The organism is Plectonema cf. radiosum LEGE 06105 (assembly GCF_015207665.1).
GTDB classification, from domain to species: domain Bacteria; phylum Cyanobacteriota; class Cyanobacteriia; order Cyanobacteriales; family Nostocaceae; genus Rivularia; species Rivularia radiosa_A.
Genome location: NZ_JADEWL010000099.1, coordinates 1 through 26,181 on the forward strand (window position 1 = coordinate 1; position 26,181 = coordinate 26,181).

General features: G+C 36.7%; 22 protein-coding genes. 12 read left to right on the forward strand and 10 right to left on the reverse strand.

Features of this window, described 5'->3' with window-relative positions; all coding sequences use genetic code 11:
- Positions 1-151: 151 nt before the first annotated feature.
- The 4 genes from IQ247_RS22715 to IQ247_RS22730 form a co-directional block, all read right to left on the reverse strand.
- On the reverse strand, positions 152-1,153 hold the full coding sequence (locus IQ247_RS22715; protein WP_193923485.1) for an iron ABC transporter substrate-binding protein: 1,002 nt from the start codon (positions 1,151-1,153) through the stop codon (positions 152-154).
- A 454-nt stretch (positions 1,154-1,607) separates the two neighbouring features.
- Positions 1,608-1,934: a hypothetical protein gene (locus tag IQ247_RS22720; RefSeq protein WP_193923487.1), complete on the reverse strand. Its 327-nt coding sequence runs from the start codon at positions 1,932-1,934 to the stop codon at positions 1,608-1,610.
- A gap of 177 nt (positions 1,935-2,111) precedes the next feature.
- Complete coding sequence (gene iscB / locus IQ247_RS22725; protein WP_193923488.1) at positions 2,112-3,389, reverse strand: RNA-guided endonuclease IscB; 1,278 nt, start codon at positions 3,387-3,389, stop codon at positions 2,112-2,114.
- Between the two features lie 166 nt (positions 3,390-3,555).
- On the reverse strand, positions 3,556-4,086 hold the full coding sequence (locus IQ247_RS22730) for a YwiC-like family protein (RefSeq protein WP_228059966.1): 531 nt from the start codon (positions 4,084-4,086) through the stop codon (positions 3,556-3,558).
- Positions 4,087-4,405: 319 nt separating this feature from the next.
- On the opposite strand from IQ247_RS22730, the gene IQ247_RS22735 reads away from it, so the two are divergent.
- Positions 4,406-4,921, forward strand: coding sequence for a HugZ family pyridoxamine 5'-phosphate oxidase (locus tag IQ247_RS22735; protein WP_228059967.1), 516 nt, complete (start codon positions 4,406-4,408; stop codon positions 4,919-4,921).
- A 41-nt stretch (positions 4,922-4,962) separates the two neighbouring features.
- Here IQ247_RS22735 and IQ247_RS22740 read toward each other — a convergent pair whose 3' ends face one another.
- Positions 4,963-5,931 carry a CobW family GTP-binding protein gene (locus IQ247_RS22740; protein ID WP_193923490.1) on the reverse strand — a complete coding sequence of 323 codons (969 nt, stop codon included), beginning with the start codon at positions 5,929-5,931 and terminating at the stop codon, positions 4,963-4,965.
- Positions 5,932-6,351: 420 nt separating this feature from the next.
- Between IQ247_RS22740 and devC the strand changes: the two genes are divergently transcribed.
- The 4 genes from devC to IQ247_RS22760 all read left to right on the forward strand — a co-directional run bounded on the left by devC (position 6,352) and on the right by IQ247_RS22760 (position 9,326).
- On the forward strand, positions 6,352-7,518 hold the full coding sequence (gene devC, locus IQ247_RS22745; protein ID WP_193923492.1) for an ABC transporter permease DevC: 1,167 nt from the start codon (positions 6,352-6,354) through the stop codon (positions 7,516-7,518).
- A 109-nt stretch (positions 7,519-7,627) separates the two neighbouring features.
- The gene (locus tag IQ247_RS22750) at positions 7,628-8,263 is read left to right on the forward strand and encodes a MotA/TolQ/ExbB proton channel family protein (RefSeq protein WP_193923493.1); all 636 of its coding nucleotides are present in this window, start codon (positions 7,628-7,630) and stop codon (positions 8,261-8,263) included.
- A gap of 112 nt (positions 8,264-8,375) precedes the next feature.
- Complete coding sequence (locus IQ247_RS22755) at positions 8,376-8,582, forward strand: glycogen debranching protein (RefSeq protein ID WP_193923494.1); 207 nt, start codon at positions 8,376-8,378, stop codon at positions 8,580-8,582.
- 183 nt (positions 8,583-8,765) lie between these two features.
- Entirely contained in the window at positions 8,766-9,326 is a 561-nt protein-coding gene (locus tag IQ247_RS22760; RefSeq protein WP_193923495.1) for a methylmalonic aciduria and homocystinuria type D protein, read from the forward strand.
- Between the two features lie 92 nt (positions 9,327-9,418).
- Here the strand turns inward: IQ247_RS22760 and IQ247_RS22765 are convergent, their stop codons facing one another.
- The gene (locus IQ247_RS22765) at positions 9,419-10,495 is read right to left on the reverse strand and encodes a potassium channel family protein (protein ID WP_193923496.1); all 1,077 of its coding nucleotides are present in this window, start codon (positions 10,493-10,495) and stop codon (positions 9,419-9,421) included.
- Between the two features lie 947 nt (positions 10,496-11,442).
- Between IQ247_RS22765 and IQ247_RS22770 the strand changes: the two genes are divergently transcribed.
- Both IQ247_RS22770 and IQ247_RS22775 read left to right on the forward strand, forming a co-directional pair.
- Positions 11,443-12,891, forward strand: coding sequence for a reverse transcriptase domain-containing protein (locus tag IQ247_RS22770; RefSeq protein ID WP_193923497.1), 1,449 nt, complete (start codon positions 11,443-11,445; stop codon positions 12,889-12,891).
- A 227-nt stretch (positions 12,892-13,118) separates the two neighbouring features.
- Positions 13,119-13,739: an SLATT domain-containing protein gene (locus tag IQ247_RS22775; RefSeq protein WP_193923498.1), complete on the forward strand. Its 621-nt coding sequence runs from the start codon at positions 13,119-13,121 to the stop codon at positions 13,737-13,739.
- Positions 13,740-14,004: 265 nt separating this feature from the next.
- Here the strand turns inward: IQ247_RS22775 and IQ247_RS22780 are convergent, their stop codons facing one another.
- Positions 14,005-15,687, reverse strand: coding sequence for an NAD(P)H-quinone oxidoreductase subunit 4 (locus IQ247_RS22780; protein ID WP_193923499.1), 1,683 nt, complete (start codon positions 15,685-15,687; stop codon positions 14,005-14,007).
- 392 nt (positions 15,688-16,079) lie between these two features.
- On the opposite strand from IQ247_RS22780, the gene IQ247_RS22785 reads away from it, so the two are divergent.
- The 4 genes from IQ247_RS22785 to IQ247_RS22800 all read left to right on the forward strand — a co-directional run bounded on the left by IQ247_RS22785 (position 16,080) and on the right by IQ247_RS22800 (position 20,657).
- A complete protein-coding gene (locus IQ247_RS22785; RefSeq protein ID WP_193923500.1) occupies positions 16,080-16,562 on the forward strand; it encodes a thiol-disulfide oxidoreductase DCC family protein in 483 nt (160 codons plus the stop codon).
- Between the two features lie 157 nt (positions 16,563-16,719).
- Positions 16,720-18,774 (forward strand): NAD-dependent DNA ligase LigA, encoded by a 2,055-nt coding sequence (gene ligA / locus IQ247_RS22790; protein ID WP_193923501.1) that lies wholly within the window; start codon positions 16,720-16,722, stop codon positions 18,772-18,774.
- Between the two features lie 169 nt (positions 18,775-18,943).
- Positions 18,944-19,273, forward strand: a complete 330-nt coding sequence (locus tag IQ247_RS22795) for a hypothetical protein (RefSeq protein ID WP_228059968.1) — start codon at positions 18,944-18,946, stop codon at positions 19,271-19,273.
- Positions 19,274-19,478: 205 nt separating this feature from the next.
- Positions 19,479-20,657, forward strand: a complete 1,179-nt coding sequence (locus tag IQ247_RS22800) for a GNAT family N-acetyltransferase (protein ID WP_228059969.1) — start codon at positions 19,479-19,481, stop codon at positions 20,655-20,657.
- Positions 20,658-20,701: 44 nt separating this feature from the next.
- Here IQ247_RS22800 and IQ247_RS22805 read toward each other — a convergent pair whose 3' ends face one another.
- Complete coding sequence (locus IQ247_RS22805; RefSeq protein WP_193923502.1) at positions 20,702-21,652, reverse strand: methyltransferase domain-containing protein; 951 nt, start codon at positions 21,650-21,652, stop codon at positions 20,702-20,704.
- 502 nt (positions 21,653-22,154) lie between these two features.
- Here IQ247_RS22805 and IQ247_RS22810 point away from each other — a divergent pair.
- The gene (locus IQ247_RS22810) at positions 22,155-22,535 is read left to right on the forward strand and encodes a NirD/YgiW/YdeI family stress tolerance protein (protein ID WP_193923503.1); all 381 of its coding nucleotides are present in this window, start codon (positions 22,155-22,157) and stop codon (positions 22,533-22,535) included.
- A gap of 456 nt (positions 22,536-22,991) precedes the next feature.
- Here the strand turns inward: IQ247_RS22810 and IQ247_RS22815 are convergent, their stop codons facing one another.
- The gene (locus IQ247_RS22815) at positions 22,992-24,575 is read right to left on the reverse strand and encodes an ABC transporter permease (RefSeq protein ID WP_193923504.1); all 1,584 of its coding nucleotides are present in this window, start codon (positions 24,573-24,575) and stop codon (positions 22,992-22,994) included.
- A gap of 3 nt (positions 24,576-24,578) precedes the next feature.
- A complete protein-coding gene (locus IQ247_RS22820) occupies positions 24,579-25,589 on the reverse strand; it encodes an iron ABC transporter substrate-binding protein (protein ID WP_228059970.1) in 1,011 nt (336 codons plus the stop codon).
- Between the last annotated feature and the right edge of the window lie 592 nt (positions 25,590-26,181).

The following is a 26,181-nucleotide window of genomic DNA, read 5'->3' on the forward strand; positions in this document are numbered from 1 at the left end:
ATATTAACTGTCAACTGTCAACTGTCCACTATCAACCATCAACCATCAACCATCAACTATCAACTATCAACCATCAACCATCAACCATCAACTATCAACCATCAACTATCAACTAACCACTATCAACCATCAACTAACTCCTAATGGAAAATCAAACGACTCCAGCTTGTTGTAATAACTTCAAGGTTTCTTCTAAACCTGATAATTTAGATAAGTCAATTTTGGGAGGATTTAGCTTATTCAAAGGTGTTAATTCGCTTGATGTTTCTATTCCTTCTACCAAAGGATACTCATTAGTTTCCGAAGCAAAATATTTTTGTGCTGCGGGACTAAGCATATATTTGACAAATGCTTGAGCATCTTCTTTTTGGTCGGTAGTTTTGAGAATTGCAAGTCCTGCAACGTTAATCATTGTACCTACATCCCCATTGGTGAAATGATGAGCAACTGGGAATTTAGCATTGTCTTTAATGAAGCGGGGTAGATAATAATGATTTACTAATCCTAGATGAATTTCACCCCTTCCTAAAGCCTCGACTATTGCGGTATTATTTCCGTATTTTTTGACATCGTTGGCTTTCATTGCTTTAAGCCATTCCAATGTCCTTTCTTCACCTTCTACTACCCGCATTCCTGTAATGAATGATTGAAATGAACCATTTGTAGGAGCCCAAGCAACTTTACCGCGCCATTTTGGCTGAGTCAATTCCCAAACTGTTTTTGGTAATTCGTTCTCTTTGACTAAATTGGTATTGTAGTCTACTACACGAGCGCGTCCGGAAACTCCTACCCAATTACCCGTAGGTGAATTAAAACGAGAATCTACTCCCTTGAGTACTTCTGAAGGAATTTCTAAGGTTTTTTGGTTCTGCTCCAAACTACCCAAAGCACCCGCATCTTGTGCAAAAAACACATCAGCTTTACTATTTTCTCCTTCCTCCACCAGCGCGATCGCGAGTTCAGAAGTGTCACCATAACGCACGTCAATTTCCAGGTTTAAATCTTTTTTGGCTTGTTCAATTAAAGGGGAAATTAGCTTTTCATTTCTACCGGAATATACAACCAGAGTCTTAGGATCATTATTCAGTGCTTCACACCCCGCGCTGATGACTAAAGAAGCAATCAATCCGGTTAATACAAATTTTTGTCCCATTTCCAATCTTTTTCTCCAGTAAAACAATTCGCTGTTTCCAGTTAAGTCATCAAGATATCACGTATTACAAAAATGTACTAAGCGATACATTTAAACGTAAAAAACCCCACTATCAGCCCTACATAATTATCAATCAAAGTTAATTTAACTACAATCGTAATTTGCTCTACTTGATAAAAAGTTAAATGCTTTTTCAATAAAGAGCAATTAACTCTATATAATTTCTCTGTAGCTTTACTTAATAGCTCTACTTAACGATAACATTTATCAAATATTCTGTAATGTATAGTAAGTACATTTGAATGTAAACCCTTATTAATAATTGAATTATTAAGTTTGTAGGTATATAGAAGCAATAGGCAGTACCTTAGGCATCTGCGGAAATTGAATATGCTGATAGTATCGCCTCTCTACAAGGTTTCTGGATGACGCATAATTAATTTCCACCAGATGTCTATTTTGGTAAATGCGCCGGAAGTACGCTGATAGCAGCTACTGCAATATAAAACAGAGCAAAACGAGTCTCAAGTAGAGCTACAGAATGAAACTTGGCTTGGGTATACCATTTGCGAAAAACAATCACTACAGCAAATTTAATTAGAACGATCGCAAATGCTAAGGCGGTAACTAATTTTAACCAGCCTAAAGCAAAAAAACCGATGGCGATCGCGCTGGCAATAGAATGATAAATTATACCTGGTTTCAGGGAACTAGTTTTCTTGCGTCGTAGTTTAATCGTGAAAATAGCACTACCAAAAAATAATGTATTCAGTATCCACATAGCGAGAGCTTCTAGAGAAAGATTCCCGGTTGTTGCTGCATAAGCTAGAGGAGTCGATAAACAGATAGCTGCAAAAATAATTAATTCATCTAAAAACCTCCGGGAGTGTGGAAACCGTGTACCTTTAGGTCACGGAGGAAACACGACACGAGCAGTTTCAACTGCCGTGAGAAAATGTCAAAATGCATAGGAATAACCATCTTTTTTGTGAATAATTTTGCAGTACTTGTAAGATATACCCTGTATTAGTTTTTCACTGGTCGAAATATTAAAGCTACCAGTACTTCTAGTTGCAATTCTGCCGGTGTATTCTCCGATTTTTTTACCAGATGTGACAATAGCTTTTACGATGTCTCCTGTTTGAAAACCCTTAACAAATTTAATTCTTGGCACATATCTTGAAGCAAAACCGTACTTATCAGTCCTACACATTTGACGAGTCCCATGACCATTACATTTAATTTTTAATGGTTGGTTAGTGAGTAGTTTTATATTGTCAACATCACCAACACAGGCTGCATCAATCCAATGTTGTTTTTCAAGCTTTAATTTAGTTCGGTTATATTTAGTTTGCGCTCCTGTCGAAGTTTTAGTAGCTAATAAGTTCGATAAAATTTTTACCAATTTATTTCGAGTTGAATTGACTGCTGCTGCATCTAAAAGGGGTTTTTTAGCTTTAGATTTAATCTTTTTGAGTAAGCCCGGATTCTTTTTAAGGAAATCTTCCACAGGTTTATTACCTTTTTCTTGATTACATTTTTCGCAGGCTAAACAAAGATTACTAACTCTATTGCTACCTCCTTTTGATTTAGGATGGATATGTTCTATTTGCAATTGAACATCTTTTTTACCGCAATAAGTACATTCTCTACCCCATTTTTCTAGGAGATATTCACGTACTTGATAACCTTGCAATTCCCCCTGCTGATATTCAACACCAGATATTTCTGGATTCTGCATTTGTTGCATATCAAATTTAACTTTCTCAATCCATAGCTCGGATATTGGCGCATAACAAATTAAACGTTTTACCCAGGTTTCAGTTGTTAAAATACGGTGTTCTAAACTAGGTGGAAGCCAGTTATCACTAGGCTTACGATTGTCAAATCTGGGTTTCCTATATCGAGTTTTTCTGTTTCTTCGGCTACGTCTCAATTGCCTGCGTGACAATAAAGCTTCTTTTATTTGATAACCTCGATGCTCTAATTCTGCACACCAAACAACATTTTCACCGTCAAGTAATGCAATACCTGTAAATTTTGAACCTGGGTCAAGCTTCAAAGTTAAGGGTCTAATGGCAGGGTTATCAATTGCAGTTTTCAGTATTAATGTAAATGGGTACATTCTGTATACTGCTGCCTTGTCTTTTTCTAATAATCGACGTGCTTGTTTTGGTGTTACTGGATTTAATTGCTGTTTGTTTGTGTCAATCAAAAATACATAATTTTGTTGCATGATTAGTGCCTCAACGGTAATGTTAGCTTCGTCAATGTTTTAAGAGCTTTTTAGACTTGCAACACTGTTTCAGTGACCTTAAAACTGTTTAATTGCAAATGATAGAGCGGAAAACTAGCTAGCCTTCGGCAACGCCGGGGGCGTACGCATTCTCCGGTATCGTGACTCAAAAAACGTAGTCAGTTAAGACTGAGACTGGTAAGCACGGCTTCAACTTATTTGCTGAAGCCCCGTCTATGAAAGAGCGGGGTTGCTTACTGAGAATCGATTTATGCTTACGTCTAAAAACTGCGACGACATCAATGATCAACCCACAAAGTACTATGGCATAAATCCATACTAAAATCGGAGACTGAATCCATAACCAAACAGCCAGGGAAACAGCAATTATTCCATAGATTCCAGCCCAAATTAGATATCTCGGTTTCCAGGTACTGCGTTGCTTTAACTGCACGATTAGGGGATGTTCTGTTTGTAATGCAAAAAAAGCACAAATTAATGCTACATTTGTGCAATAATTCCAAGCCTGGGCTAAAGCTGCTCCTGTCAGAAAAGAACCAAATAAAACAATTAGCACACCATGCTCTGGAGAAAAAGTCGGTTTTAACCAGCCCCGGTAATCAACTTTATTTTGTTGCTCCTCAGCCGGTAATACTGTTGTCCCTAACTCATTATTCATTGAAAGTGCTTCGTTCATCTACTTTACTCCTAATGACTCGCAGCTTAAAACCAACGTTTAATCATATTGCTCGAAAAATAATTTGATAAATAAAATGCAATTAACTCTCAATTACTATTAGCTATGATTATAACTTTTTTTTTAATATTTGATAATATTTTTCAATAACTTTAGGTAAATAGATAGTTTATTTATACAGAGTGGTCTGATGCAATACATTTAAAATCTGTATACTTCTTTATAATAATTTGCAATAAATCAGGAATTGATTGCAGATTCTGAGTTTCAGGAAATAAAGTCACAGAGTCAAGAAGATTTACAAGTGAGGTATTATACATTGGAAAAAAATATCGGAAGAGCAAAAGCTGCATACGCTTTACTCATGAGTAATATGAGGACTGTAGTTTTAGGAACAGTTAGTAATGAAGGGATTCCGAACGTCAGTTATGCACCATTTGTGATAGATGAAGCCAAAAATATTTATATATTCGTGAGTAAACTTTCGGTTCACACTTCCAATCTTCAAGCAAATGGTAAAGCGAGTGTGATGTTAATTGAAGATGAAGCTAAAAGTAAACAAATTTTTGCTCGTAAACGTGTGACATATTCCTGTCATGGAACTGTTGTAGAGAAGAATAATCCACAATGGGAGCATATAGCTAATCAATTCGATCAAAGATTTGGAAATATTATTTATATTTTTCGTAATTTACCAGATTTTGATATTTTTAAATTTACTCCTTATGAAGGACTTTTTGTCATGGACTTTGGTGCAGCTTATCAGATTAATGCTGATGATTTAAATCATCTTGTCGATATTACAGAACAAGGTGAAAGCGAAACAGAAAAATAATCTAGTTAGGTAATAAGATATTAATGAAAAACAAGTTGAATTTAGACAACAGCAAGACATTCTTCTAATTGACTTTTTATTTTTATAGCATCTAAATTTTGTCCAATAAAAACCAGTTGATTGCAGGGAAGAGTTGACCATTCATCGCTTTGAAAATTACAGCGTTTACCACTAAGTTGAAAAATATGCCGTAGTTTACTTCCTTGATACCAAATAATTCCTTTTCCTCGAAATACTGTTTTTGGTAATTGTTCGTCCAAAAAATTACTAAATTTCTCAATAATTAAAGGTCGATTGCTTTGGAAAGTAACTGACATAAAATTTTCTGATTCCAATTTATTAATCGCAGATGAATCAATATTATATTGTAAAGATGAAGAAAAAAGCATTTTAAAATGACAAGTACCCACATCTAGAATTAAAGGTAAAGATACTTTGCCGTATTCAGAACGTATAATTTTTGCCTGGAGTTTAACTGAATTGATAAATTCTTCAATTTGTCGAATTTTTGTTTCTGATACTAAATCTATTTTATTGAGGATAATAATATCCCCATATATAACTTGTTCTAAAGCAATTTTACTCTCAAATTTTTCCGGGTTGAAGTTTGCTGCATCAACAACTGTCAAAATCGAATCTAAACGAGTCATATCTCTTAAATAACTACTGGTAAAAGTCATCATTAAAGGTACTGGTTCGGCTAAACCTGTAGTTTCGATAACTATATAATCAATATTTTTACGTTCTAAAACTTGATTAACTGCATCAATTAAACCGGCATTAATAGTACAACATATACAGCCATTACTCAATAGCATCATATCTCGATCAATAGATACTAAAAGTTGACTATCAATGTTAATTTCCCCAAATTCATTGACTAAAACAGCTATTTTCAAATTATCACGGTTAGTTAAAATATGATTTAATAAAGTAGTTTTACCACTTCCAAGAAATCCTGTAATGATTGTGATAGGTATTTTGTTCTGAAATTTAAATATTTGGGTCATAACTATTTAGGCTTGAGCCGTACAAGTTAATGATGAATGAAAAATTGGAAATCGGTAAACACTTTATAGGAACTCACCAAAAGCTACGAATGGTAGATTAGGCTACGAAAAAATATCCTCAATATCCTAAGTATATTTGAACAAGCAAATATCTTATATAGTAAAACATTTTACAGTGTTCCCGGCGGGATAATTTCTGGCAAAATTGAGTAAAAAATGGGTATTATCTCCAATAAATGTATATTATTTGATTTGAAACCACGAAAATGAAAAATTCAAAAACTAAAAATCAAAAAACCTTCCTAGTAACTGTTTTTCAAGATTAAACAAAATATGATGGGGTTTTAGATGTAGTGGATATGAAACATCTATAAAAATTAAATTGTAATAGCAATCGGCTTCACAAGGAGACAGCGATAGATGCTTCGCCATTTTTTCTGCAAAACCCCTATAGCCTTAAGACAGTTGATGAAAGATAAAACTCGTCTGGCAATTGCTATGGCTGGTATTGCTTTTGCAAATATTCTTATCTTTGCCCAAATGGGTTTTGAAGCTTCACTATTTAACAGTTCAACAGCACCACACAGAAGCTTAAATGCCGATTTAGTGGTAGTTAATCGCCATTTTGAATCAGTATATTCAGTCAAAAACTTTTCTCGAAGACGGTTGCATCAAGTATTAGGATTTGAAGGAGTTGAGTCCGTTAGTCCCCTGTACATCGGTTTAGGAAGCTGGAAAAATCCGCAAACCCATCGCACGCAAACTATTTTAGTATTAGGTACCGATCCACGTACAACAGCATTTAAATTTCCCCAAATTAATCAAAATATTTCTGAATTACAAAAACCCGATACGGTATTATTTGATCAAGCATCATTACCGGCTTTTGGTCCGATAGCCAGTTTATTTGAACAACAATCCAGAGTTGAAACTGAACTTAATGGTATCAAAATACGAGTTGGTGGTTTATTTAGTTTGGGTGCATCATTTGCAGCATATGGGAATGTAATTACCAGCGATACAACATTTTTAAGTTTATTTCCCTATACTCCTATTACTCAAATTCAAGTTGGTTTAATTAAACTTAAAAGTAATGCCGATATCAAGCAAGTTAGCGAAAACTTAGAAACTGGTTTACCAGATGACGTGATGATTTTCACAGCTTCTGATTTTGAAACCGCAGAAAAAACTTATTGGCAAAAATCTACACCCATCGGTTTTATATTTGGTTTAGGTGTAATTGTTTCCTTTATTGTCGGGATTATGGTTGTGTATCAAATTATGTATTCCGATGTTGCCAACCATCTACCGCAATACGCTACCCTCAAAGCAATGGGATATCGCGATCGCTATTTAGTAGGAGTGCTATTACAAGAGTCATTAATTTTAGCTATATTAGGCTACATTCCAGGATTTACAATGACTTTAGGAATTTATCAACTAGCATCAGAATCTACTATGTTACCTATTTTTATGACTCCTCAAAGAAGTATTGCAGTATTTGTGTTAACAGTAATCATGTGTTTGATTTCCGGTACAACCGCGATTAAAAAATTACAATCAGCCAACCCCGCAGATATTTTCTAGTATTTTCGCAAAATTTTCTTAAATTGTGTCGCATAAACTATTGTAAAAAGTACTCTGTTAGTCTAAGTTTGCTTTGTTGAGGAGCATTAAGACTAATTACGATTCGCCTATGGAACTTACAAATTTGTTTACAGCGGGTGGGGTAGTAATGATACCGCTGCTGTTTTTTTCGATGTTGGTGGTAGCATTAATTATCGAACGGATTCGCTTTTGGACAAAAATCAACAGCCGTCAAAGTCGTATAGTTGAGCAAGTACTCAAACTTTATCGTCGAGATAATGTTGTTGGTGCTTTGGAAAAACTCAAGCAAAATACCGATTTACCCATTGCTCGGATATTTTTAGCAGCTTTAGAATTAGAACAAGCAAACCCAGAAGAATTTCGTCTTGCTTTAGAAAGTGAAGCACAAGCCGAGATACCTTTGCTCAAACGTTTTCAAAACATTTTCGATACAGTTATTTCTCTTTCACCCTTACTCGGACTTTTAGGAACAGTTTTAGGATTAATTACTTCTTTCGCTTCACTCAACCTTGGTAATGTTGGAGGAAGCGAAACAACCAACGTCACAGGTGGAATCAGCGAAGCATTAGTTTCCACAGCAGCAGGATTAATAGTTGCTATTTTTACATTATTATTCGCCAACACATTCCGGGCATTATATCAGCGACAAATTGCATTAATTCAAGAATATGGTGGACAATTAGAACTACTTTACCGTCGTCATTATGAAGGAGGAAACAGTTGACAGTGGACAGTTGACAGTGGACAGTTGACAGTAGACAGTTATTAGTTGTTTCTTACAAACCTTTAACCTTTAACCTTTGACCTTTAACCTTTATAAGGAAGGAAATAAAAAAATGACTATTTGGGTAAACGAGCAAATAGATCCCTCTGGATTAATTCATGCTTGTATTGCTTGCTGTAACGAATCTCAAGCACAAGATTGTCATGAATCTTTCAAGAATAATTTAAGCGAAAAACAGTTAGCAGCCGGTTGGATAGCTCGAATCAGAACAGTCAATTCTTGGGATGAAGTTCCAGTTAATTCTTTAAAACTGAATTAATAATAGGGAACATGGAATAGGGAAAAGGAAATAGTAGAAAGCTAAATGAACAATTATAATTTTTTCAATATTCGTTGATAAATGTTCTGCGATAATTGATAATTAATAATTGATGATATTTATCCTAAATTATAGTTACTATCTATAACAAAGGATAAAAAATTGGAAAAACCTATTTAATTAGTGAACTATCCAAACATTTTTTCTTCTAAACAAGACTATAAAATCGACTTGGTTAGTCAAAGGGGAGAAGAGATTCAAATTTCAATTCACCCCCCCAGCCGGTATATTTTTAATAATTGCGAACGTATATTACCGGATTGGAAGAACAAGTCGGAAATGTCTGTGGTAATTGTTTTACAACAATCTCGGTTTGCACTTATAGAAAGTTCACCCCAAATAGAAACGGAAAAGCAACGTTTGCGAGCAAGATTCATGAGATTTGCTTGTGATGTTGCATTTGACTTACGAGATCAAAACCATCTTACAGACTTAATAGATCCTCGTACCGGCTATCCATTGCTATCTCATCCCGGACAAATTCCCCACGATGACACAGCAGTCGTCAAAGCTCTACTTAAATATCCCATAATTTGCAATCAATGCCGTGTATTAATTCATCCTAAATGGGGTGCGGCAGTTTATCCCAGTATTTTAATCTCAGCAGCACCACAAATCATCATCATCCCCACAATCCAAACCATCGCTACCTTACATGGTTGGGAACAAGTCAATAATCAGTGAACAGTGAACAATTATCAAGTACTTTTAAATTCGTAACTCTGGTAGTTTTAACTCTTTTAATCTAAAATCTAAAATCCAAAATCCAGAATTGATTAACTCTTCTTCGGCTTGCGTAATGGTTTAGTGTCTATTGGCCCAAGTATTTTGTTAAGAGCGCGTAATTGTTCGGCTGTTCCCATACTTATCATGACATCTCCTGACATTAAAATAGTATCAGCTGTCGGACCGCCAATTAACTCGCCATTTGCACGACGAATAGCCAGAACTAATGCTCCAGTTTGCGCTCGCAATCTTGCTTGTCCTAAACTTTGACCAACAAAGGGACAAGAATTACGGTCAATTAAAACTTCTTCCATATACAATTCCCGGCCTCTTCCTGATATAATACCGTCAACAAAATCCATTACTTGTGGTCTTAAAGCAGCAGCAGCCATTCTTCTACCACCAGTGATGTAAGGTGAAACTACTGCGTCTGCACCGGCTCTTTGTAATTTTTGTAACGCTTCTTCTGTACTGGCGCGGGCGATCGCCCTGATGTGTGGATTCAGTGCTTTTGCTGAAAGTACTATATACAAATTTTCTGCATCTGATGGTAATGCAGCGACAATACAAATAGCTCTTTCTATTCCTACAAGTACCAAAGCTTCATCTGAAGTTGCATCACCTTGATATATGGTATAACCTTCTTCTTGAGCTTTTCTGACAGTTTCTAATCCTAAATCAAGAATTACAAAAGGTACACCTTCTGCCTCAAATTCTTGGGCGATTTGCCGACCTGTACGACTAAATCCGCAAATAATATAATGTTTAGATAAAGATTCCATTGTTCGCCGCTGTTGTCTAAGTCGAATTCCTTCTTGAAAATATCCTTGAATTACAGCTTCTGTAAATCGATTAACAATATAAGCAATAGTAATTACACCCATTAAAATTAGGGCAATAGTAAATATTCTTCCCCGGCTTCCTAAAGTTTGAGTTTCCCCATAACCAACGGTTGACAAGGTAATCACCGTCATATAAGTAGCGTCTTCCCACGTCCACTTTTCGACAAATCTGTACCATAAAGTTCCCGTCAGCAACACCCCGCAAAGAGCGAGTGTTCCAATCATTAATTCTTTTTGGATGCGACGATATTTTTGTTCTAATATTGAGTAAACAGGTTTTTTCATCGCTTTCCAATTTTACAGGTCTTTTGCAATTGCGAATCAAATTATAAATTGCGATCGTTGTTCTTGGGCGGTTAATTACTATATAGTTGATAGATTGGGTTTTGGTATCGCTTTAACTTACCAAAAAACCTTTTATAACTATTTTTGCTAATATAAATATACTCAACTTACCAAACACGAGTCATAACCCCTGCAACGTCACCTGTGTTTATATTGCCTATGATATAAAGATATAAGCTGTCGCGCATTTAACTTGTATTTGTCTAGCGGGCAAGATGCCTGTACTACAAAACTTTCAGGAAATTTCAATATACAAGTTAAAAGGTTTTTTAGTGTTCCTTATTCCCTTTCTCAGATTATGAACGCTAGCATAAGTATGGAAGAGCCATTTTAAAAGAACCGTGGTTCTATTTATACGACGTTAAACATCAATATGAAATTTCTGAGATGTCATGGGAGAGCGAGCAATATTTCCAATTTTAGTAGACTTTGCTAGTTGGAATAAGTGGATATGCAAAATTATTTGTGTCATTGCGAACGAAGTGAAGCAATCCCAAACCCTTGCAATTACTTCGTTTCGCTAACGCTCCACTCGTAATGGCAATATACAATTAATTTTGCGTGAGTACTTATTCATAATGTTATTTTAATTGACGAATTAGAATTGCATCTACATCCACCGATGCAGTAATACATTTTACCAGCATTATTTAAACTGGGTAAAAATAATCAGTTCATGATTACAACTTACTCGGATTATGTAGAGCAACTCGTTCCCGAATCTAATATTATTCGGTTGGAGGAGTGAGAATATGAGCATAATTTTGGGTAGTAAAACTGTTTTTTGTGAATGTCAATATTTTTACTTGTATATTTCCGGAATCAGCAAAGTAGCTTTTGTACTCTAAATATGAAGTTGTAATAATCTAATTTTTTAGCCGTATTCTATGCTTTTTGATATTAACCATATTGATGGTACTTATAAGACTCCATATACGTTATTTAAAAAACATTTCCAAATCCAATCGTTAAAAGAAATACATAATCAAAAGTTTCAATCAACTAAAACTAAAGGTCTTGATAGAATTAGTGGTAGACAATTTAGTAGACAAGCAGTTCCTCAAATAAGGGTGATTAAGAAAAAATGTTTGAATGGAACATATAAGTTTTCACCGTATCTTGAACTACTCTCTACAAAAGGAAGAGACAAATTACCAAGAGTTCTATCTATTCCAACTATACGAGATAGAATAGTCTTACACGCATTGAAAGAAATGTTATTTGATATATTTCCACAATGTAAACCACGTAGATTAGCTAATACTTATATACATGATATTAATAAGTTTATTAGTGAAAAAACACCTGATGAAGTAAGTATATTTCGTGCAGATATAAAAACTTTTTACGATTCAATAGATAGAAACATATTATTCAAAATACTTAAAAGTAAAATAAAGTCTCGTCGAATTTTAACACTAATTAAACGAGCGATAGAAATGCCAACTGTTCCTCAAAATTACCATCGCGAAGATATTAATAAGTATCTTAACAATAAAGGAATACCTCAAGGTTTATCTATATCAAATATACTAGCTTCCATATATCTATATGAATTAGATAACGAAATGGAGAAGGTTGATGGCGTAAATGTATACTCTAGATATGTAGATGATATACTCATCTTTACAAATAAGGAAGATATAGATGAGATTGAGAAAATATTTAGAAATAAAATAAAATCTTTGAATCTTACAATTAATGAAGAGAAATCTTATCAAACATCTGGAAATAAAGACTTTGAATACCTCGGATATCGTTTTGAGTTACCTAAAATAACTGTTAGAACATCTACTATAGAAAAGTATATTCATTCTATCGCAGCCAAATTTAGTAACTATATTCATAATAGAGAAAAAAAATTATCAATACTCAAAAAGCTCAACAAGGGATTAAAGCGCAATCAGCTAGTAGAAAAGTTAAAAGAAATTTTTATTGAAGAACTAAATGAAAAAATTACCGGAGCTATAAATGAAAAAAGAAAATATGGTTGGATATTTTATTTTAATGCAATCAATGATAAGCCTATTTTATACAAAATTGACAATATAGTTAATAAGCTATTTAACAGATTAGATGATTTTGATAAAGTTCCTCCTTCTAACTTAAAGAAAATTTCCAGAGCGTTTTACGAAGCTATATATGATCCTCAAGGTGGCTATATACACAATTACAATAACTATATAACTATAAAAGATAAAACTAAATTCCTTAAACGAAGAGGTAAGCTTGAATCTGATAAGGTTTATTCAGATGAAGAAATTAAAGAATTGTACGAAAACCATAAGCAGAGAAATTTGTCAGAGTTAGATAAAGATGATGCTTTTTTATATTAATAATTAATGTTACAATAATTACAAGCGAGTCGTCTTCTGCAATTTTGCTATTGCAGAACCTCCTGGATGTTCTTCAGGGGTGAATGTAATCAAACTCCCCTTGGGACTTTGACCTCCTAAAACTATTATTTAGTATTGTTAGGAGCGGTTATCATTGTTTACTTCCATAGACGACTCGCCCTTTAATTTTAATTTATATCCCGCAAAATTAACGAATGTTTGGATGAATGAATGTTAACAGTGATTTTGATGCTTTTGTTACATCATTAAGAAAAAGAATTTGGATAACCAAAGGTTCTCGCTTCAATGCAGCACGTAGACTCAATAATAAATACCAATTTTCACTGAGTAGTATTTCAATATTATCTGTATATGGTATCGCAATTCCGTTTATACAAAATATTGTAAATAATCCACAATGTCAAAGGGTAAATGATATTTACAATGCAATTTCTGTAATTTTATCTGTTTTTACACTCGTTATCAGCCTTTTAGAAGGTGCCAAAAATTATCAAATTAAAGCGGAAAAGCTTCATAGCAATGCAGTAGAGCTATCAAGTTTAAATAGAGAGCTTGAGTATTTAATAGTCAGTAAATCGCAAGAAGCCGATTTTATTCAAGAGATAGGTAATATATCAGCTAGTTACGAAAATCTAATTAAAGAATGCCCTGAGAACCATGAACTTGAAGATTATACTTTGTTCATGTTGCAAAACAGAAAAGACTTCAATACAAGTGCATTTACTGAATTCTATCTCAGAATCAAGTTAATTTGTTTAAATTATTGGCTATATGCCTTTGTTTTAGGAATACCTCCTATTCTATTTTTATTGTATTCATCTTGTTAATTTATTTTTATGTTTTTCTCATTAAAATATATAATCACAAAAAAATAGATACTGATCAAATCTAAATTCTCAATAATATAAAAAAATAAAGACGTTGCAGTGCAACGTCTCTACATTATTAATTAAGTAGATGGATGGGAAAATTTATAACTATGTCATTGCGAACGAGCGGAGCGAAGTGAAGCAATCGCAAGGGTTTCAATTATTTAACGTTTCCTTACATAATTATGTTTGTTTGAGCCAACCTACTTATTTAATTTTATCTTTACTTCAAAGCTCCTAAAACTGGCACAACTTCCGAAGAAGCAATATCCGGTGTCAAAAATCCTTTCGCGTAAATACCGGGATTAGTTTGGGAAATTTGAGTATAGGATTGACGCACTTGAGCATTCACCGCTACTGTTTTCACGTCATACATCTGCATTGCAGCTTTGGGATAAAACCCAATACCGATAATTACCACTAGGAAACAAGCTGCAATAAACACCTCACGGGGGCTAGCATCTCTGTAAATTGATTCATCAGGTAAAGCACAATCGGTACCAAAACAAGCCGTACCCTCTGCTTCCAAGTTTTCAAATTTTGCATTACCAATATCGCAAACAACTTTACCTTCGCCGTAAAATACCTGTTTCAATAAGTCAAGTAGATAAATTGGTGTGAGAATAATTCCCACTGAAGCCAGAAAAACCGTTACCGTACAGAAAGTTGAACTGTAAATATCGCTTGTGCTGACACCGACTAATACCGAAAGTTCGCTGATAAATCCGCTCATTCCCGGAAGTGCTAAGGAAGCCATTGCAGCTATCGTACATAAAGCGAAAACTTTCGGCATTACTTGCCCGATACCGCCCATTTCATCCATTTTCATTGTATGGGTGCGGTCGTAAGTTACACCAGCTAAAAAGAATAATACCGATGCAATTAAACCATGGGAAATCATCTGCAACATTGCACCATTGATTCCCAAATCTGTGAAGGAAGCGATACCCAGTAGCACAAATCCCATGTGAGAAACTGAGGAGTAAGCCAAACGTCGCTTCATATGAGTTTGAGCAAAGGAATTTAAAGCACCGTAAATAATGTTAATTACCCCAAGAGTTGCTAAAGCTGGTGCAAAATAAATATGTGCGTCGGAAAGAATTTCTAAATTCAGACGAATTAATCCGTATCCCCCCATTTTCAGCAATACACCCGCTAAAATCATTGATACGGGAGCAGAAGCTTCACCGTGAGCATCCGGTAGCCAAGTATGTAAGGGGAAAATAGCTAATTTGACACCAAATGCAATCAATAATCCCGCATACAGTAACAGTTCTAAACCAAGGGAATAATTCTTTTTTGCCAAAGTCGCGATATCAAAAGTTACATTTTCGCCGCCATAAAGCGCCATTGCGATCGCGGCGACTAAAATAAATATAGAAGCGGCTGCGGTATAAAGTATAAACTTGGTTGCTGCATAACGTCGTTTTTTGCCGCCCCAAATATTCACTAGTAAATATACCGGAACCAGTTCTACTTCCCACATAATAAAGAACAGCATTAAATCTTGGGCAACAAATACCCCCACCTGTGCCGAATACAGCACCAACATGAGAAAATAAAATAAACGCGGTCTGCGGTCAACCTGCCAAGCCGAAAACATCGCCAGCGTCGTGACAAACCCCGCCAAAAGTACCAAAGGAACAGACAAACCATCGACGGAAACAGCCCAGTTAAAACCCAACTGAGGCACCCAAGCATAACTTTCCGCTAGTTGAAAACTTGCATTGCTTGTATCGTAATGCCGCCAAAAGGTAAAACACATCAAGAAAAAGTCTGCCATACCCACACCAACGGCATACCAGCGGATGAATTTACCATCTTTATCTGGCAATATGGGGATGAGAAAGGAAGCGAAGAGTGGAAATAAAACTATTGCGGTCAGCCAAGGAAAATGTTCCGCCATGATGTCAATGAGAATAAATACTTATTTTATGGATAATGGTATTTTACTAGAGTTTGTAACGTTTTACTTATAAGTTTTTATCGAAGGTAATCATAGAAAGGAAGTAGGGAATAGGAAGCAGGGAATAATCATTAATTATCCGGAATTGATAGAAGTTGAAGTTTCAATTTATACGTACTACTCAAGACGGCGATCGCCTTCTTTTTTAATATCAATATCAAGTTGTACCGTTCTTTATAATTTGAGACAATATAAAAGACATCTCCGAAAAAGAATGTAGAGACGCGAAATTTCACGTCTCTACAAGGTTTCTGGATGACGCATAATTAATTTCCACCAGATGTCTAAATATCATTCATATAGGCAACTTACCTAAACCAACTTAAATTCTTATGTCTTCACCAAGCAGCACCGTAAACAATTCCAACCAAACTCTTAGCCAACCGACTTGGGAAATCAAGCTACTTTACGACGGTGAATGTCCCTTATGTTTGCGCGAAGTTAACTTTTTACAAAAACGTGATGCGGGCAGAGGTAAAGTTGTATTTGTAGATATTGCAGCGGATGATTATAATCCCGAAGAAAACGCTGGAATTGACTTTGAAACAGCAATGGGAAGAATTCACGGAATATTACCCGACGGTACGGTAATTAAAAACGTCGAAGTGTTCCGTCGAGTTTACGAAGCCTTGGGAATGGGTTGGGTTTATGCAATTACCAAGTTACCGATTTTGGGTGGATTAGCTAACTTTATCTACGGTATTTGGGCAGATTTGCGGTTAAAACTCACCGGGAGACCTAGCTTAGAAACCGTAATTAAACAGCGTCAGGAAAGACTTGGGTGTGATGATGAAGGGCGTTGTCGAGTGGATTGAGATTATTCGTTCTCCTCTCATCACTCCTCTGCGCTTCCCTCAGCGTCCCTCTGCGTTAAAAACAAATCTTGACAACCACTAACAATTTTAGTACAAATGCACTAAATACCTTTTATATTAAACCTCTATTCCCAAACTTTTAAAGGAGGCATAATTAGTGCAATCCATCCAACCAGAAACTCAACAACGAATCGAAGAACTACGAAAACTTTTAATCCAAGCAAGTTACGCTTACTACGTCCTTGATGCTCCCATCATGGAAGACGCGATTTATGATAAATTGTACCGTGAATTGCAGGATTTAGAAACCCAATACCCCCAATTAATCACCCCCGATAGCCCGACGCAACGAGTAGGGGAAAAACCTGCAACTGCATTTACTTCAGTACGTCATAACATTCCACTGTACAGTTTAGAAAATGCTTTTAATGTAGAAGAATTAAAAACTTGGGATGAAAGATGGAGAAGAAACGCACCCCACCAGGAACAAGTTGATTATGTATGTGAATTAAAAATTGATGGCAATGCTTTAGCGTTAACTTACGAAAACGGTGTTTTAATTAGGGGAGTAACTCGCGGTGATGGGGTGAGTGGGGAAGATATTACGCAAAACGTGCGGACAATTCGTTCGATTCCTTTAAGATTAAATTTGGATGATATTGAAATACAAAATCGCGATTCTTTACAACAAATAGAAGTACGGGGTGAAGCGTTTTTACCTTTGGATGTATTTGAAAAAATTAATCAGGAAAGATTATATCAGAATGAAAGTCAATTTGCTAATCCCCGGAATGCTGCTGCTGGTACTCTCAGACAGTTGGATTCCCGGAAGGTAGATAAAAGACGCTTAGATTTCTTTGCTTATACTTTGCAAATTCCTGGTATGGACGATGGGAGTTTTGCAAATAATCAATGGGAAGCTTTGGAATTATTAGGAAAACTAGGCTTTAAAGTAAACCCCAACAAACAACTTTGTCATTCCTTAGATGAAGTTGCTCAATATTATCAGCATTGGGATACAGAACGCTTAAACTTACCTTATATGACCGATGGGGTGGTAGTAAAACTTAATTCCTTCCCGTTACAGCAGGAATTAGGTTTTACCCAAAAATTCCCTCGCTGGGCGATCGCACTCAAATACGCAGCCGAAGAAGCACCAACCCGCGTAGAGAATATCACCGTCAATGTCGGTAGAACCGGCGCTCTGACACCATTAGCGGAAATGCATCCCGTCCAGCTTGCCGGAACAACAGTATCTCGCGCTACACTGCATAATGGCGATCGCGTTGATCAATTAGATATCCGCATCGGGGATACCGTCATTGTCCGTAAAGCCGGGGAAATTATTCCGGAAGTGGTACGAGTACTTAAAGAATTGCGTCCCGAAAATACTATAGCTTTTAAAATGCCTAGCCATTGTCCCGTTTGCGGACAACCTGTAGTCAAGGAGAAAGGGGAAGCGGTAACGAGATGCGTCAATACATCTTGTGCTGCAATTCTCAAAGGTTCAATTGAGCATTGGGTAAGCCGTAACGCTTTGGATATTCGCGGAATGGGTGAGAAAGTAGTGCATCAATTGGTAGATAAGAACTTAGTTAATTCTGTAGCCGATTTATACGACTTGACAAAAGAAGCATTATTTGTATTGGAAAGAATGGGTGAAAAATCGGCAGAAAAGCTGATAGATGCCATTGAAACATCGAAAAATCAAGGTTGGTCGCGGGTATTATATGGTTTAGGAATCCGTCATGTAGGAAGCGTTACCGCTCAAACCGTAACCGAGAAATTTGATAGTGTAGAAAAATTAGCAGCAGCCAAAGTTACAGATATCGAAGCCATTTACGGTATAGGTGTAGAAATTGCCGAAAGTATCCATCAATGGTTTCGTATTGAAGCTAATCAAAGATTAATTGAGCGTTTGCGAAATGCTGGATTGCAGCTTGAAGAAACGCAAAAAACAACTTCTAATGTAAATCAAAAATTCGCTGGAAAAACCTTCGTTGTCACGGGAACATTACCCACATTGAAGCGAGATGAAGCTAAAGCATTAATTGAGAAATTCGCGGGAAAAGTCACTGATTCGATAAGTAAAAATACAGATTATTTAGTAGTAGGAGAAAATGCCGGTTCTAAATTAAGCAAAGCGGAAAAATTGGGGATTACTCAATTGAGTGAACAGCAATTATTAGAAATGATTGAGTGTAGCCCCTAGAAGTCGAGTTTATTTTACGCTAACAGCTTCATATAAACTTCATATAGAAATGGCACAAGTATTTGAATTATTTTCATAAATATTTCCGAAACTGGGGTTTTTACGGTGAAGTTTAAATTACAAAACTTTTTTAATCATCCTAACTGTTTCGGAGTGAAAAAATAGAATTATGACCGCTTTCAATCATCCACAAGAACAATATCATCAACAGTCAAAAGATATGAATCACAAAAGAAAAAGCCTGTTTGGAAGCAAAACTTTTTGGGGTATTGTCTTCACCTCAACCGCAGCAATTGCTCCCATTGTAGGTGAAGATGTTGATGCAATTTTGAAAGGAGAATCTGTAAACTATGGTGAAGATATTGCCCAAATAGTAGTGGTTATGTGCGGTGCAGCAGCATCAATTGTTGGTAGAGTAGAAGCACAATCACCTGTTTATACTCCCAAATGGATGCCTGGGCCGAATGAAGGAGATTCTGATTCGGAAAATGTAAGCTAATTTCATGAGTAATAAAATCGCGATTAATGTTATCTTGGGTTGCATCTCATTAAAATATATTTAAATTAGATGAACAATCATCATCTGTTATTTATTGATTGCATAAAGCGACTTGAAATGAAAATTTAGAAATACTTATAATTTGAAGAATAAAAATACCATCATTTGTATTATGCTTTGAGATCCACTCTCTATTGCAGTAAATATGATGAAGCCTGAATTTGAATATAGTAGCGATTGTCACTTAGAAGATGCTCTGCGGTTTGGGAGTATTATGGGACAATGTTTTTTAAGCACTCCAGAGCAAGAACAAAGTTGGGTTAACCTGATGGGGATAGAAAATTTACGGGTAATTCACCACAATCAAGAAATGGTCGGTGGATTAGCAACTATTCCCATGAGACAATGGTGGGGTGGTGAAAGTGTACCGATGACGGGAATTGCTGGAGTTAGTATTGCCCCAGAATACCGGGGAACTGGTGCAGCGCTAAGTTTAATGCAACAGACAATCAAAGAACTTTATCGCAACGGTGTCGCTATATCCGTACTTTATCCCGCAATTCAACGGCTTTATCGTCAATTAGGATACGAACAGGGGGGTAATTTTTGCGGTTGGGAAATTCCAACCCAGAGTATTCAAATTCGCGAACAACCTTTACCTGTAAAACAGGTTCCCACAGATTCACAAATCTTTTACCAATTATATACAAAACAAGCAAAAAATATTAATGGATACTTGAATCGCGGGCAACCGATTTGGCATCGTATCATGAAACCTTCTGATAAGGGTACTTTCTATGCCTATCTGATTGGTTCCTCAGAAGAACCCCAAGGTTACATGATATTCAGTCAGCATACAGAAAATGACAATGCAATTTTACGGGTTAGAGATTGGGCTGTGCTGACAAATGCAGCAGCACAAACATTTTGGTCATTTCTTAATAATCATCGCGCTCAAATAGATAAAATACGTTGGCGCGATTCTGTCAACAATTATCTCACATTACTATTACCAGAACAAACCGCCAAAATCAAGTTTACAAAATATTGGATGTTGCGAATAATCAACATAGAAAAAGCATTATCCGCACGCGGTTACGTATCAGGAATTGAAAGCGAATTACATTTAGAAATAACAGATGATTTGATTGCAGAAAACAACGGTAAATTTATTTTATCTGTCAGCAAAGGAAGCGGAAACGTCGCAAAAGGTGGTAAAGCTGAATTAAAGCTAGGAATTGAGGGACTAGCACCGTTGTATACAGGATTATTTACAGCCCAACAATTGCAACTTGCAGGAAAACTCGATGGAACACAAGCCGCGCTTGTAACCGCTACAAAGATATTTGCAGGTTCATCTCCTTGGATGGTAGACTTTTTTTAAAGCAAGACCACCAACAGTTGACAGTTGACAGTTATTTTAAACCTTTAACCTTTAACCTTTGACCTTTGTACACGGAACATCCCAAATCGGCAAAGTCCTGTACCAAATGCTAACCTCATCAGTAGAAGTGTAGGTACTTCCCGCACTGATTTAATCAAACCCGATACTCCAAAACGCATCCATCCTTGGGGTTTGACTATTCCTTGCCAGATAGTATCGAACCAAGAAGGAAGTGTTTCTTGCGTCCAGTCTGCGGTAATCACTTCTCCTTCAACCAATCCCGTTGCTTCTAAAAGTTCAGAAAAGCCCTCGATGCTGGAAAAAGCTGGATGCGACCACTGATCTAATAGTTGTTGCATTACTGGCTTTTCCCAAAAATTCAACGGTTTTTGCCGGTCATCCCTTTGATTCCAGTCAGCTACAACCAATATCCCACCAGGTTTTAACACCCGCATTAGTTCTTTGGCGAAAACCACTTTATCTGGCATATGGGGACCAGCTTCAATTGACCATACTACATCAAAACTAGCATCGGGGAAAGAAAGCGCCATGGCATCATCGACCAGAAACTTTGCGCTTACTCCTTGAGAAGTTAACTCAGTCGCACGTCTGACTTGCTGCGGACTGATGGTAATACCCGTAACGTCAAAACCGTAATCAGCAGCCAAAATACGGCTACTACCCCCAATTCCACAACCAACATCTAAAACGGTGGTACCGGGAGGCAACTTATCTAAACCACCCCAACGCACCATTTCATGAACAAAATCGGATTTAGCAACCAGAAAATCTTTACTTTGGGGTGGTGAACCATAATGACCCAAGTGGATATGTTCACCCCAGTAAAATTCTAAAATACCATCTTGAGTCCATTCGTCATAGGAATTGGCTACAGAATCAGATGATTGATAGCGGCGAGCGGTAATTAAATATAATGCGATGCTAATAATTAATATTGCAAGGATAATTACCGAAGTAGAAAGCAACCAATTCATTTGGAATCAAGCCTTAATAATATTTTTTCACAATTTTATCGTATTACCAGACTGACAACCTTAAATATATCTTTTTTTCTTGTTCTCAGGCTTTAGCTAGGAATATTTATTATTCCTATGGGCTATGCGGTTTTTTCATCCGTAATTTTCTGTCAAAAGGACAATAAGTATACACAGCTACTTTTACATAACTTGATTAATTAAGTGTTTACCTTAACTTAAAAGCTATTGGAATACAAAGTCGTCAATCTCCAAAAGATAAACTTAAAGAAACACGAGATGCTCAAAATCGTCCCACTCAAACTGAACGGGAAGTAGAAGAAAAAAGTCAAATTGATATATCGCTGTAGTGCGAGCATCTTGCTCGCTAATAACCGCTAGCGAGCAAGATGCTCGCTCTACCTTTAGCGGTAGCTTTTTATAGAGAATTGATCAATTTAAATGTATTTTTCAAATAAAATTTTGATAAATTTAAAATTATAGACAATTAAAAATTTTGGTTATGAAGAAAGCAATCCTTCTAACTGTGACATCTACTTTGATGACTGTAGGTATTCCCCAAGTCTTGGCTCAAACGAATATTGGAGACTTGCAGCGTAATTCCGGAATGACTATTTCTGGGACAATTAAAAGCGTAGTAGGTAACGAATTTATTCTCGATGATGGTACGGGACAAGTAATTGTTGATACTGCTCCCCGTTGGTGGCAAAAGTTTAATTTTAATGCAGGAGAGAGGGTGACAGTTGTCGGAGAATACGATGATGAGGACTTCGATGCTTTTAAAATTACCCGTAGTGACGGTTCCGTAATTAATATTCGTAATGGTCTAGGTCGTCCACCTTGGGCTGGTGGAAATCCTCAAGGAGGTTCTCGCCCTGATTAACTACTCTTAAGTTTGGGTGTTTTTAGTAAATACACTTAATTCTTGTATAAGCTAAAAAGCGTTTAATTTGTATATTCAAATTTTATTCAAGTCTTGTAGTGCGGGCATCCCTTCACTTTGTTCGAGGGCAAGCCTGCCCGCTAGAAAAATATAAATTAAATGCGCGATAGCTTAGTGTGTTTATAAAGCGTCATAAGTCCCTTGATCAGAAGTAAATATTTTGTATCTTGGTAGGACAATCGCCACCCCAGTAGAACTATGAATCATACCGGGATACCTATAAGGATTATCATCTGCATTGCTACCACCGATTTTGAATGTAAGGATAGGTAAAACTGTGAGTGATGAATTATAATCACTGATTAAAAGTTAAAGCACTATTATATTTGGTGCGTTACGACCGAATCATATATCCTCGGTCAAACGCACCCTACTACTTTCTGTTCCCAAATTCAATCAGCTTTGGGCTTTTTTCTCCTGGGATAATACTAAAAATGTCGAAATCATTGATACAAATAACATCGCTAAGGAAGCAGATGCTGCATCATCAAAATCGACATTTTCTGTGGCTTTCCAAATTTCTACTGCTAAGGTATTAAAACCAATCGGTGCTAACATCATTGTGGCTGGTAGTTCCTTAATCGTAGTTAAAAATACCAGCACTGCACCACTAACTAAACCTGGACTCACCAAAGGAATAGTCACTTCTCTTAAAGTTTGCCAAGGTGTTCTCCCCAAACTACGAGCCGATTCTTCTAATCGGGGACTAACTTGGAGTAAAGAAGTCCGAATACTTCCCACTGATTGCGGTACAAATAATACCAAATAAGCAAATACCAACATCGGTAAGGTTTGATATAGCAATGGTAAATAATTTGCTCCAAAAAATACCACCGCTAAAGCTACCACAATCCCCGGTAAACCAAAAGCAATGTAAGAACAACGCTCAATTATCGCCGTAATTTTACTGGGAAATCTTACTGATAAAATTGCGATCGGCAGGGCAAAAATAGTTGTTACCAAACCCGCTAATCCCGCTGCGGAAACTGAGTTGAAAATCGCTGGGAACAAGTTGGGAATTTGATAATCACTATTCAAAATTCCTCTGCCCAACCAAAATATACTCACTCCCACAGGTAATGCTACCCCCAATAAGGTAATTACCAAGCAAAAAGCAAAGGCTACCCACTTCCAAATTCCCAACTTGATAATTTTGGGAGGACGCAACGACGCAGAACCGCGAGTATAATAAGCTGCACGACTCCTGACTCGATATTCTACCAACAAAATTGCCATTACCAAGGCAACTAACATTAATGATAAAGCCGCTGCGGTATTACGGTCAAAACTAGTTTTATACTGAATAAATATTGCCCTGGTAAAGGCATCAAATTGCATCAAGGATGGTGTACCAAAGTCACGCAAACTATATAATGCTACCAGCAAACCCCCAGCTACTAAGGATGGTTTTAATTGGGGTAAAACTACACGCCGAAAGGTTTCTAAACTACTGTATCCTAAACTGCGTCCGGCTTCTTCCAAAGATGGATCTATCCCTTGCAAACCAGCACGCACACTCAGCAGCATATAGGGATAGGTAAACAAGGTTAATGATAAAATTACCCCAGGCCAACCATAAATCGAAGGTAATTCCTCAACTCCCAAGGGTTCGAGTAATAATTGTAACAAACTTCCCCGTGGGGCAAAGGTGGCAATCAGCGCAAAACTACCCACATAACTAGGAACCGCTAAGGGTAAAGTTGTTGCCACCAACCAAAAGCGTCTGCCTGGTAAATTTGTCCGCACTGTCAAAAATGCTAAGGGTACGGCAATCAAAGCTGACAACAATGTCACAATTGCTGCCATCCCCGCACTATTCAACATAATCATCAGATAGCGGGGATTGGAAATTAAATTCCATAACCCATCCCCACCAATACTTGCAGCCCGAATTACCAAATACAGAAAAGGTAGGATGATGGCGATCGCCACCACTCCTGCTGTGAGCATGAGAAAAAGTGGAGGACGAGCCGCTTTCATTGCTTACAATACTCCTGCTTGCTGTAAAACTCTTAAGGTACCAGGTAAATCTGATAATTGACTCAAATCTAAGCGAGGAGGGGTTAGTTTATTGAGGGGAATTTGTCCTGCTGGTGCTTTTGTTCCTCTGACTAAGGGATATTCAGTGGTTTGTTCAGCGAAGTAGTTTTGGGATTGAGTTGTCAGCAGATAATTAATCAACTTCTCTACATCCCTGCGTTGATCGGTGGTTTTTAAAACCGACACACCAGCAATATTCACCATCGAACCGGCATCTCTACGAGTGTAGTGGGCTGCTACTGGGAAATTAGCATTAGCTTTTTTGAAGCGACCTAAGTAATAGTTATTTGCTAATCCTAGATGAATCTCACCCCGACCAACTGCTTCGAGAATTGCGGTATTTTTACCGTAGTCTTTGACACCATTAGCTTTCATGGCTCGCAACCATTGCACTGTTTTTTGGTCTCCCTCCAGTTTCCGCATTGCTGTCACAAACGATTGAAAAGAACCGTTAGTTGGAGCCCAACCGACTTTACCTCGCCATTTTGGTTGAGTTAATTCCCAAATGGATTTGGGTAAGTCACCCTGTTTAACTAATTTGGTGTTGTAATTAATTACCCGCGCTCTACCAGAAATCCCCATCCAATTCCCTGATGGAGAACGGTAGCGAGAATTGACTTTATTGAGTGTCGCTCCAGGAATCGCTAGAGTCCTTCCTCGTTGTTGTAAGGTACCTAAAGCACCCGCATCTTGAGCAAAGAACATATCTGCACGGCTATTATTACCTTCTTCGAGCAGCGCGATCGCTAATTCGGCTGTATCACCATAACGAACTTGAATATTCAGTTTCAAGTCTTTTTTGGCTTTCTCAATTAACGGACCAATCAGCTTTTCATCTCTACCAGAGTAAATAGTCAGAGTCTTTGACTGTTGAGCATTAACAGCTAACCCTGTACCAACAATCATAGCTGCTAAAGCACTAGCACAGAATTTCACCAATGTGTTTTTTTTCAACTTACCTCTCCCCAAGCTTGTTAAGAATTAATCGCAATGTTTTTACTGTATTGGTAATCTCTCGCAAAAGCAAGTATATAATATAACCTTAACTTTTCTTGGGAAACATTGTTTATTTTTATTGATATGTCATTCTTTTTTGGAGCATTATCAGTATTTATCTTGAGGATTTTGTTAAATCAATTAACTTGAGTTGATTGGAAAAGGTCAGTTAGAATTTAAATTAAAAGAGATTTGCAAGAATTTTACTAATTTTAAAATATATCTACTATATTAAACTTAGCTTATTTATTGAGATATACTTTTATCACTATTGACCTTAAAAGTCAATACCTATAATTTTGTTGCAGACAGAGGTAATTAACCCTTCAAAACTTATGGGACAGACTACTAATAGTCCACCACATAAGTTATGAGGGGTAATCAATGTAATATTGTAGGTTGGGCTGTTCGCGCAAGCGTTGCGAAGCAAAACGTAGTGGAGCCTCGGCACCCGCGTTGGGTTGCGCTATGTCCTGTCGGACAGGCTTCGCCAACGCTTAACCCAACCTACGAAGAGGTATTTTAACTCCTCAAAATTAATGTGGCGGAC

Excerpts from the sequence above, each read along its gene's own strand:
- devC (WP_193923492.1), top strand. The coding sequence starts at position 6,352 with ATGCTTCGCCATTTTTTCTGCAAAACCCCTATAGCCTTAAGACAGTTG.
- IQ247_RS22770 (WP_193923497.1), top strand. The coding sequence starts at position 11,443 with ATGCTTTTTGATATTAACCATATTGATGGTACTTATAAGACTCCATAT.
- IQ247_RS22795 (WP_228059968.1), top strand. The coding sequence starts at position 18,944 with ATGACCGCTTTCAATCATCCACAAGAACAATATCATCAACAGTCAAAA.
- IQ247_RS22765 (WP_193923496.1), bottom strand. The coding sequence starts at position 10,495 with ATGAAAAAACCTGTTTACTCAATATTAGAACAAAAATATCGTCGCATC.
- IQ247_RS22720 (WP_193923487.1), bottom strand. The coding sequence starts at position 1,934 with ATGTGGATACTGAATACATTATTTTTTGGTAGTGCTATTTTCACGATT.
- IQ247_RS22805 (WP_193923502.1), bottom strand. The coding sequence starts at position 21,652 with ATGAATTGGTTGCTTTCTACTTCGGTAATTATCCTTGCAATATTAATT.
- IQ247_RS22785 (WP_193923500.1), top strand. The coding sequence starts at position 16,080 with ATGTCTTCACCAAGCAGCACCGTAAACAATTCCAACCAAACTCTTAGC.
- IQ247_RS22800 (WP_228059969.1), top strand. The coding sequence starts at position 19,479 with ATGATGAAGCCTGAATTTGAATATAGTAGCGATTGTCACTTAGAAGAT.
- IQ247_RS22780 (WP_193923499.1), bottom strand. The coding sequence starts at position 15,687 with ATGGCGGAACATTTTCCTTGGCTGACCGCAATAGTTTTATTTCCACTC.
- IQ247_RS22730 (WP_228059966.1), bottom strand. The coding sequence starts at position 4,086 with ATGAACGAAGCACTTTCAATGAATAATGAGTTAGGGACAACAGTATTA.
- IQ247_RS22750 (WP_193923493.1), top strand. The coding sequence starts at position 7,628 with ATGGAACTTACAAATTTGTTTACAGCGGGTGGGGTAGTAATGATACCG.
- IQ247_RS22740 (WP_193923490.1), bottom strand. The coding sequence starts at position 5,931 with ATGACCCAAATATTTAAATTTCAGAACAAAATACCTATCACAATCATT.
- IQ247_RS22755 (WP_193923494.1), top strand. The coding sequence starts at position 8,376 with ATGACTATTTGGGTAAACGAGCAAATAGATCCCTCTGGATTAATTCAT.
- IQ247_RS22775 (WP_193923498.1), top strand. The coding sequence starts at position 13,119 with ATGAATGTTAACAGTGATTTTGATGCTTTTGTTACATCATTAAGAAAA.
- IQ247_RS22810 (WP_193923503.1), top strand. The coding sequence starts at position 22,155 with ATGAAGAAAGCAATCCTTCTAACTGTGACATCTACTTTGATGACTGTA.
- IQ247_RS22815 (WP_193923504.1), bottom strand. The coding sequence starts at position 24,575 with ATGAAAGCGGCTCGTCCTCCACTTTTTCTCATGCTCACAGCAGGAGTG.
- IQ247_RS22715 (WP_193923485.1), bottom strand. The coding sequence starts at position 1,153 with ATGGGACAAAAATTTGTATTAACCGGATTGATTGCTTCTTTAGTCATC.
- iscB (WP_193923488.1), bottom strand. The coding sequence starts at position 3,389 with ATGCAACAAAATTATGTATTTTTGATTGACACAAACAAACAGCAATTA.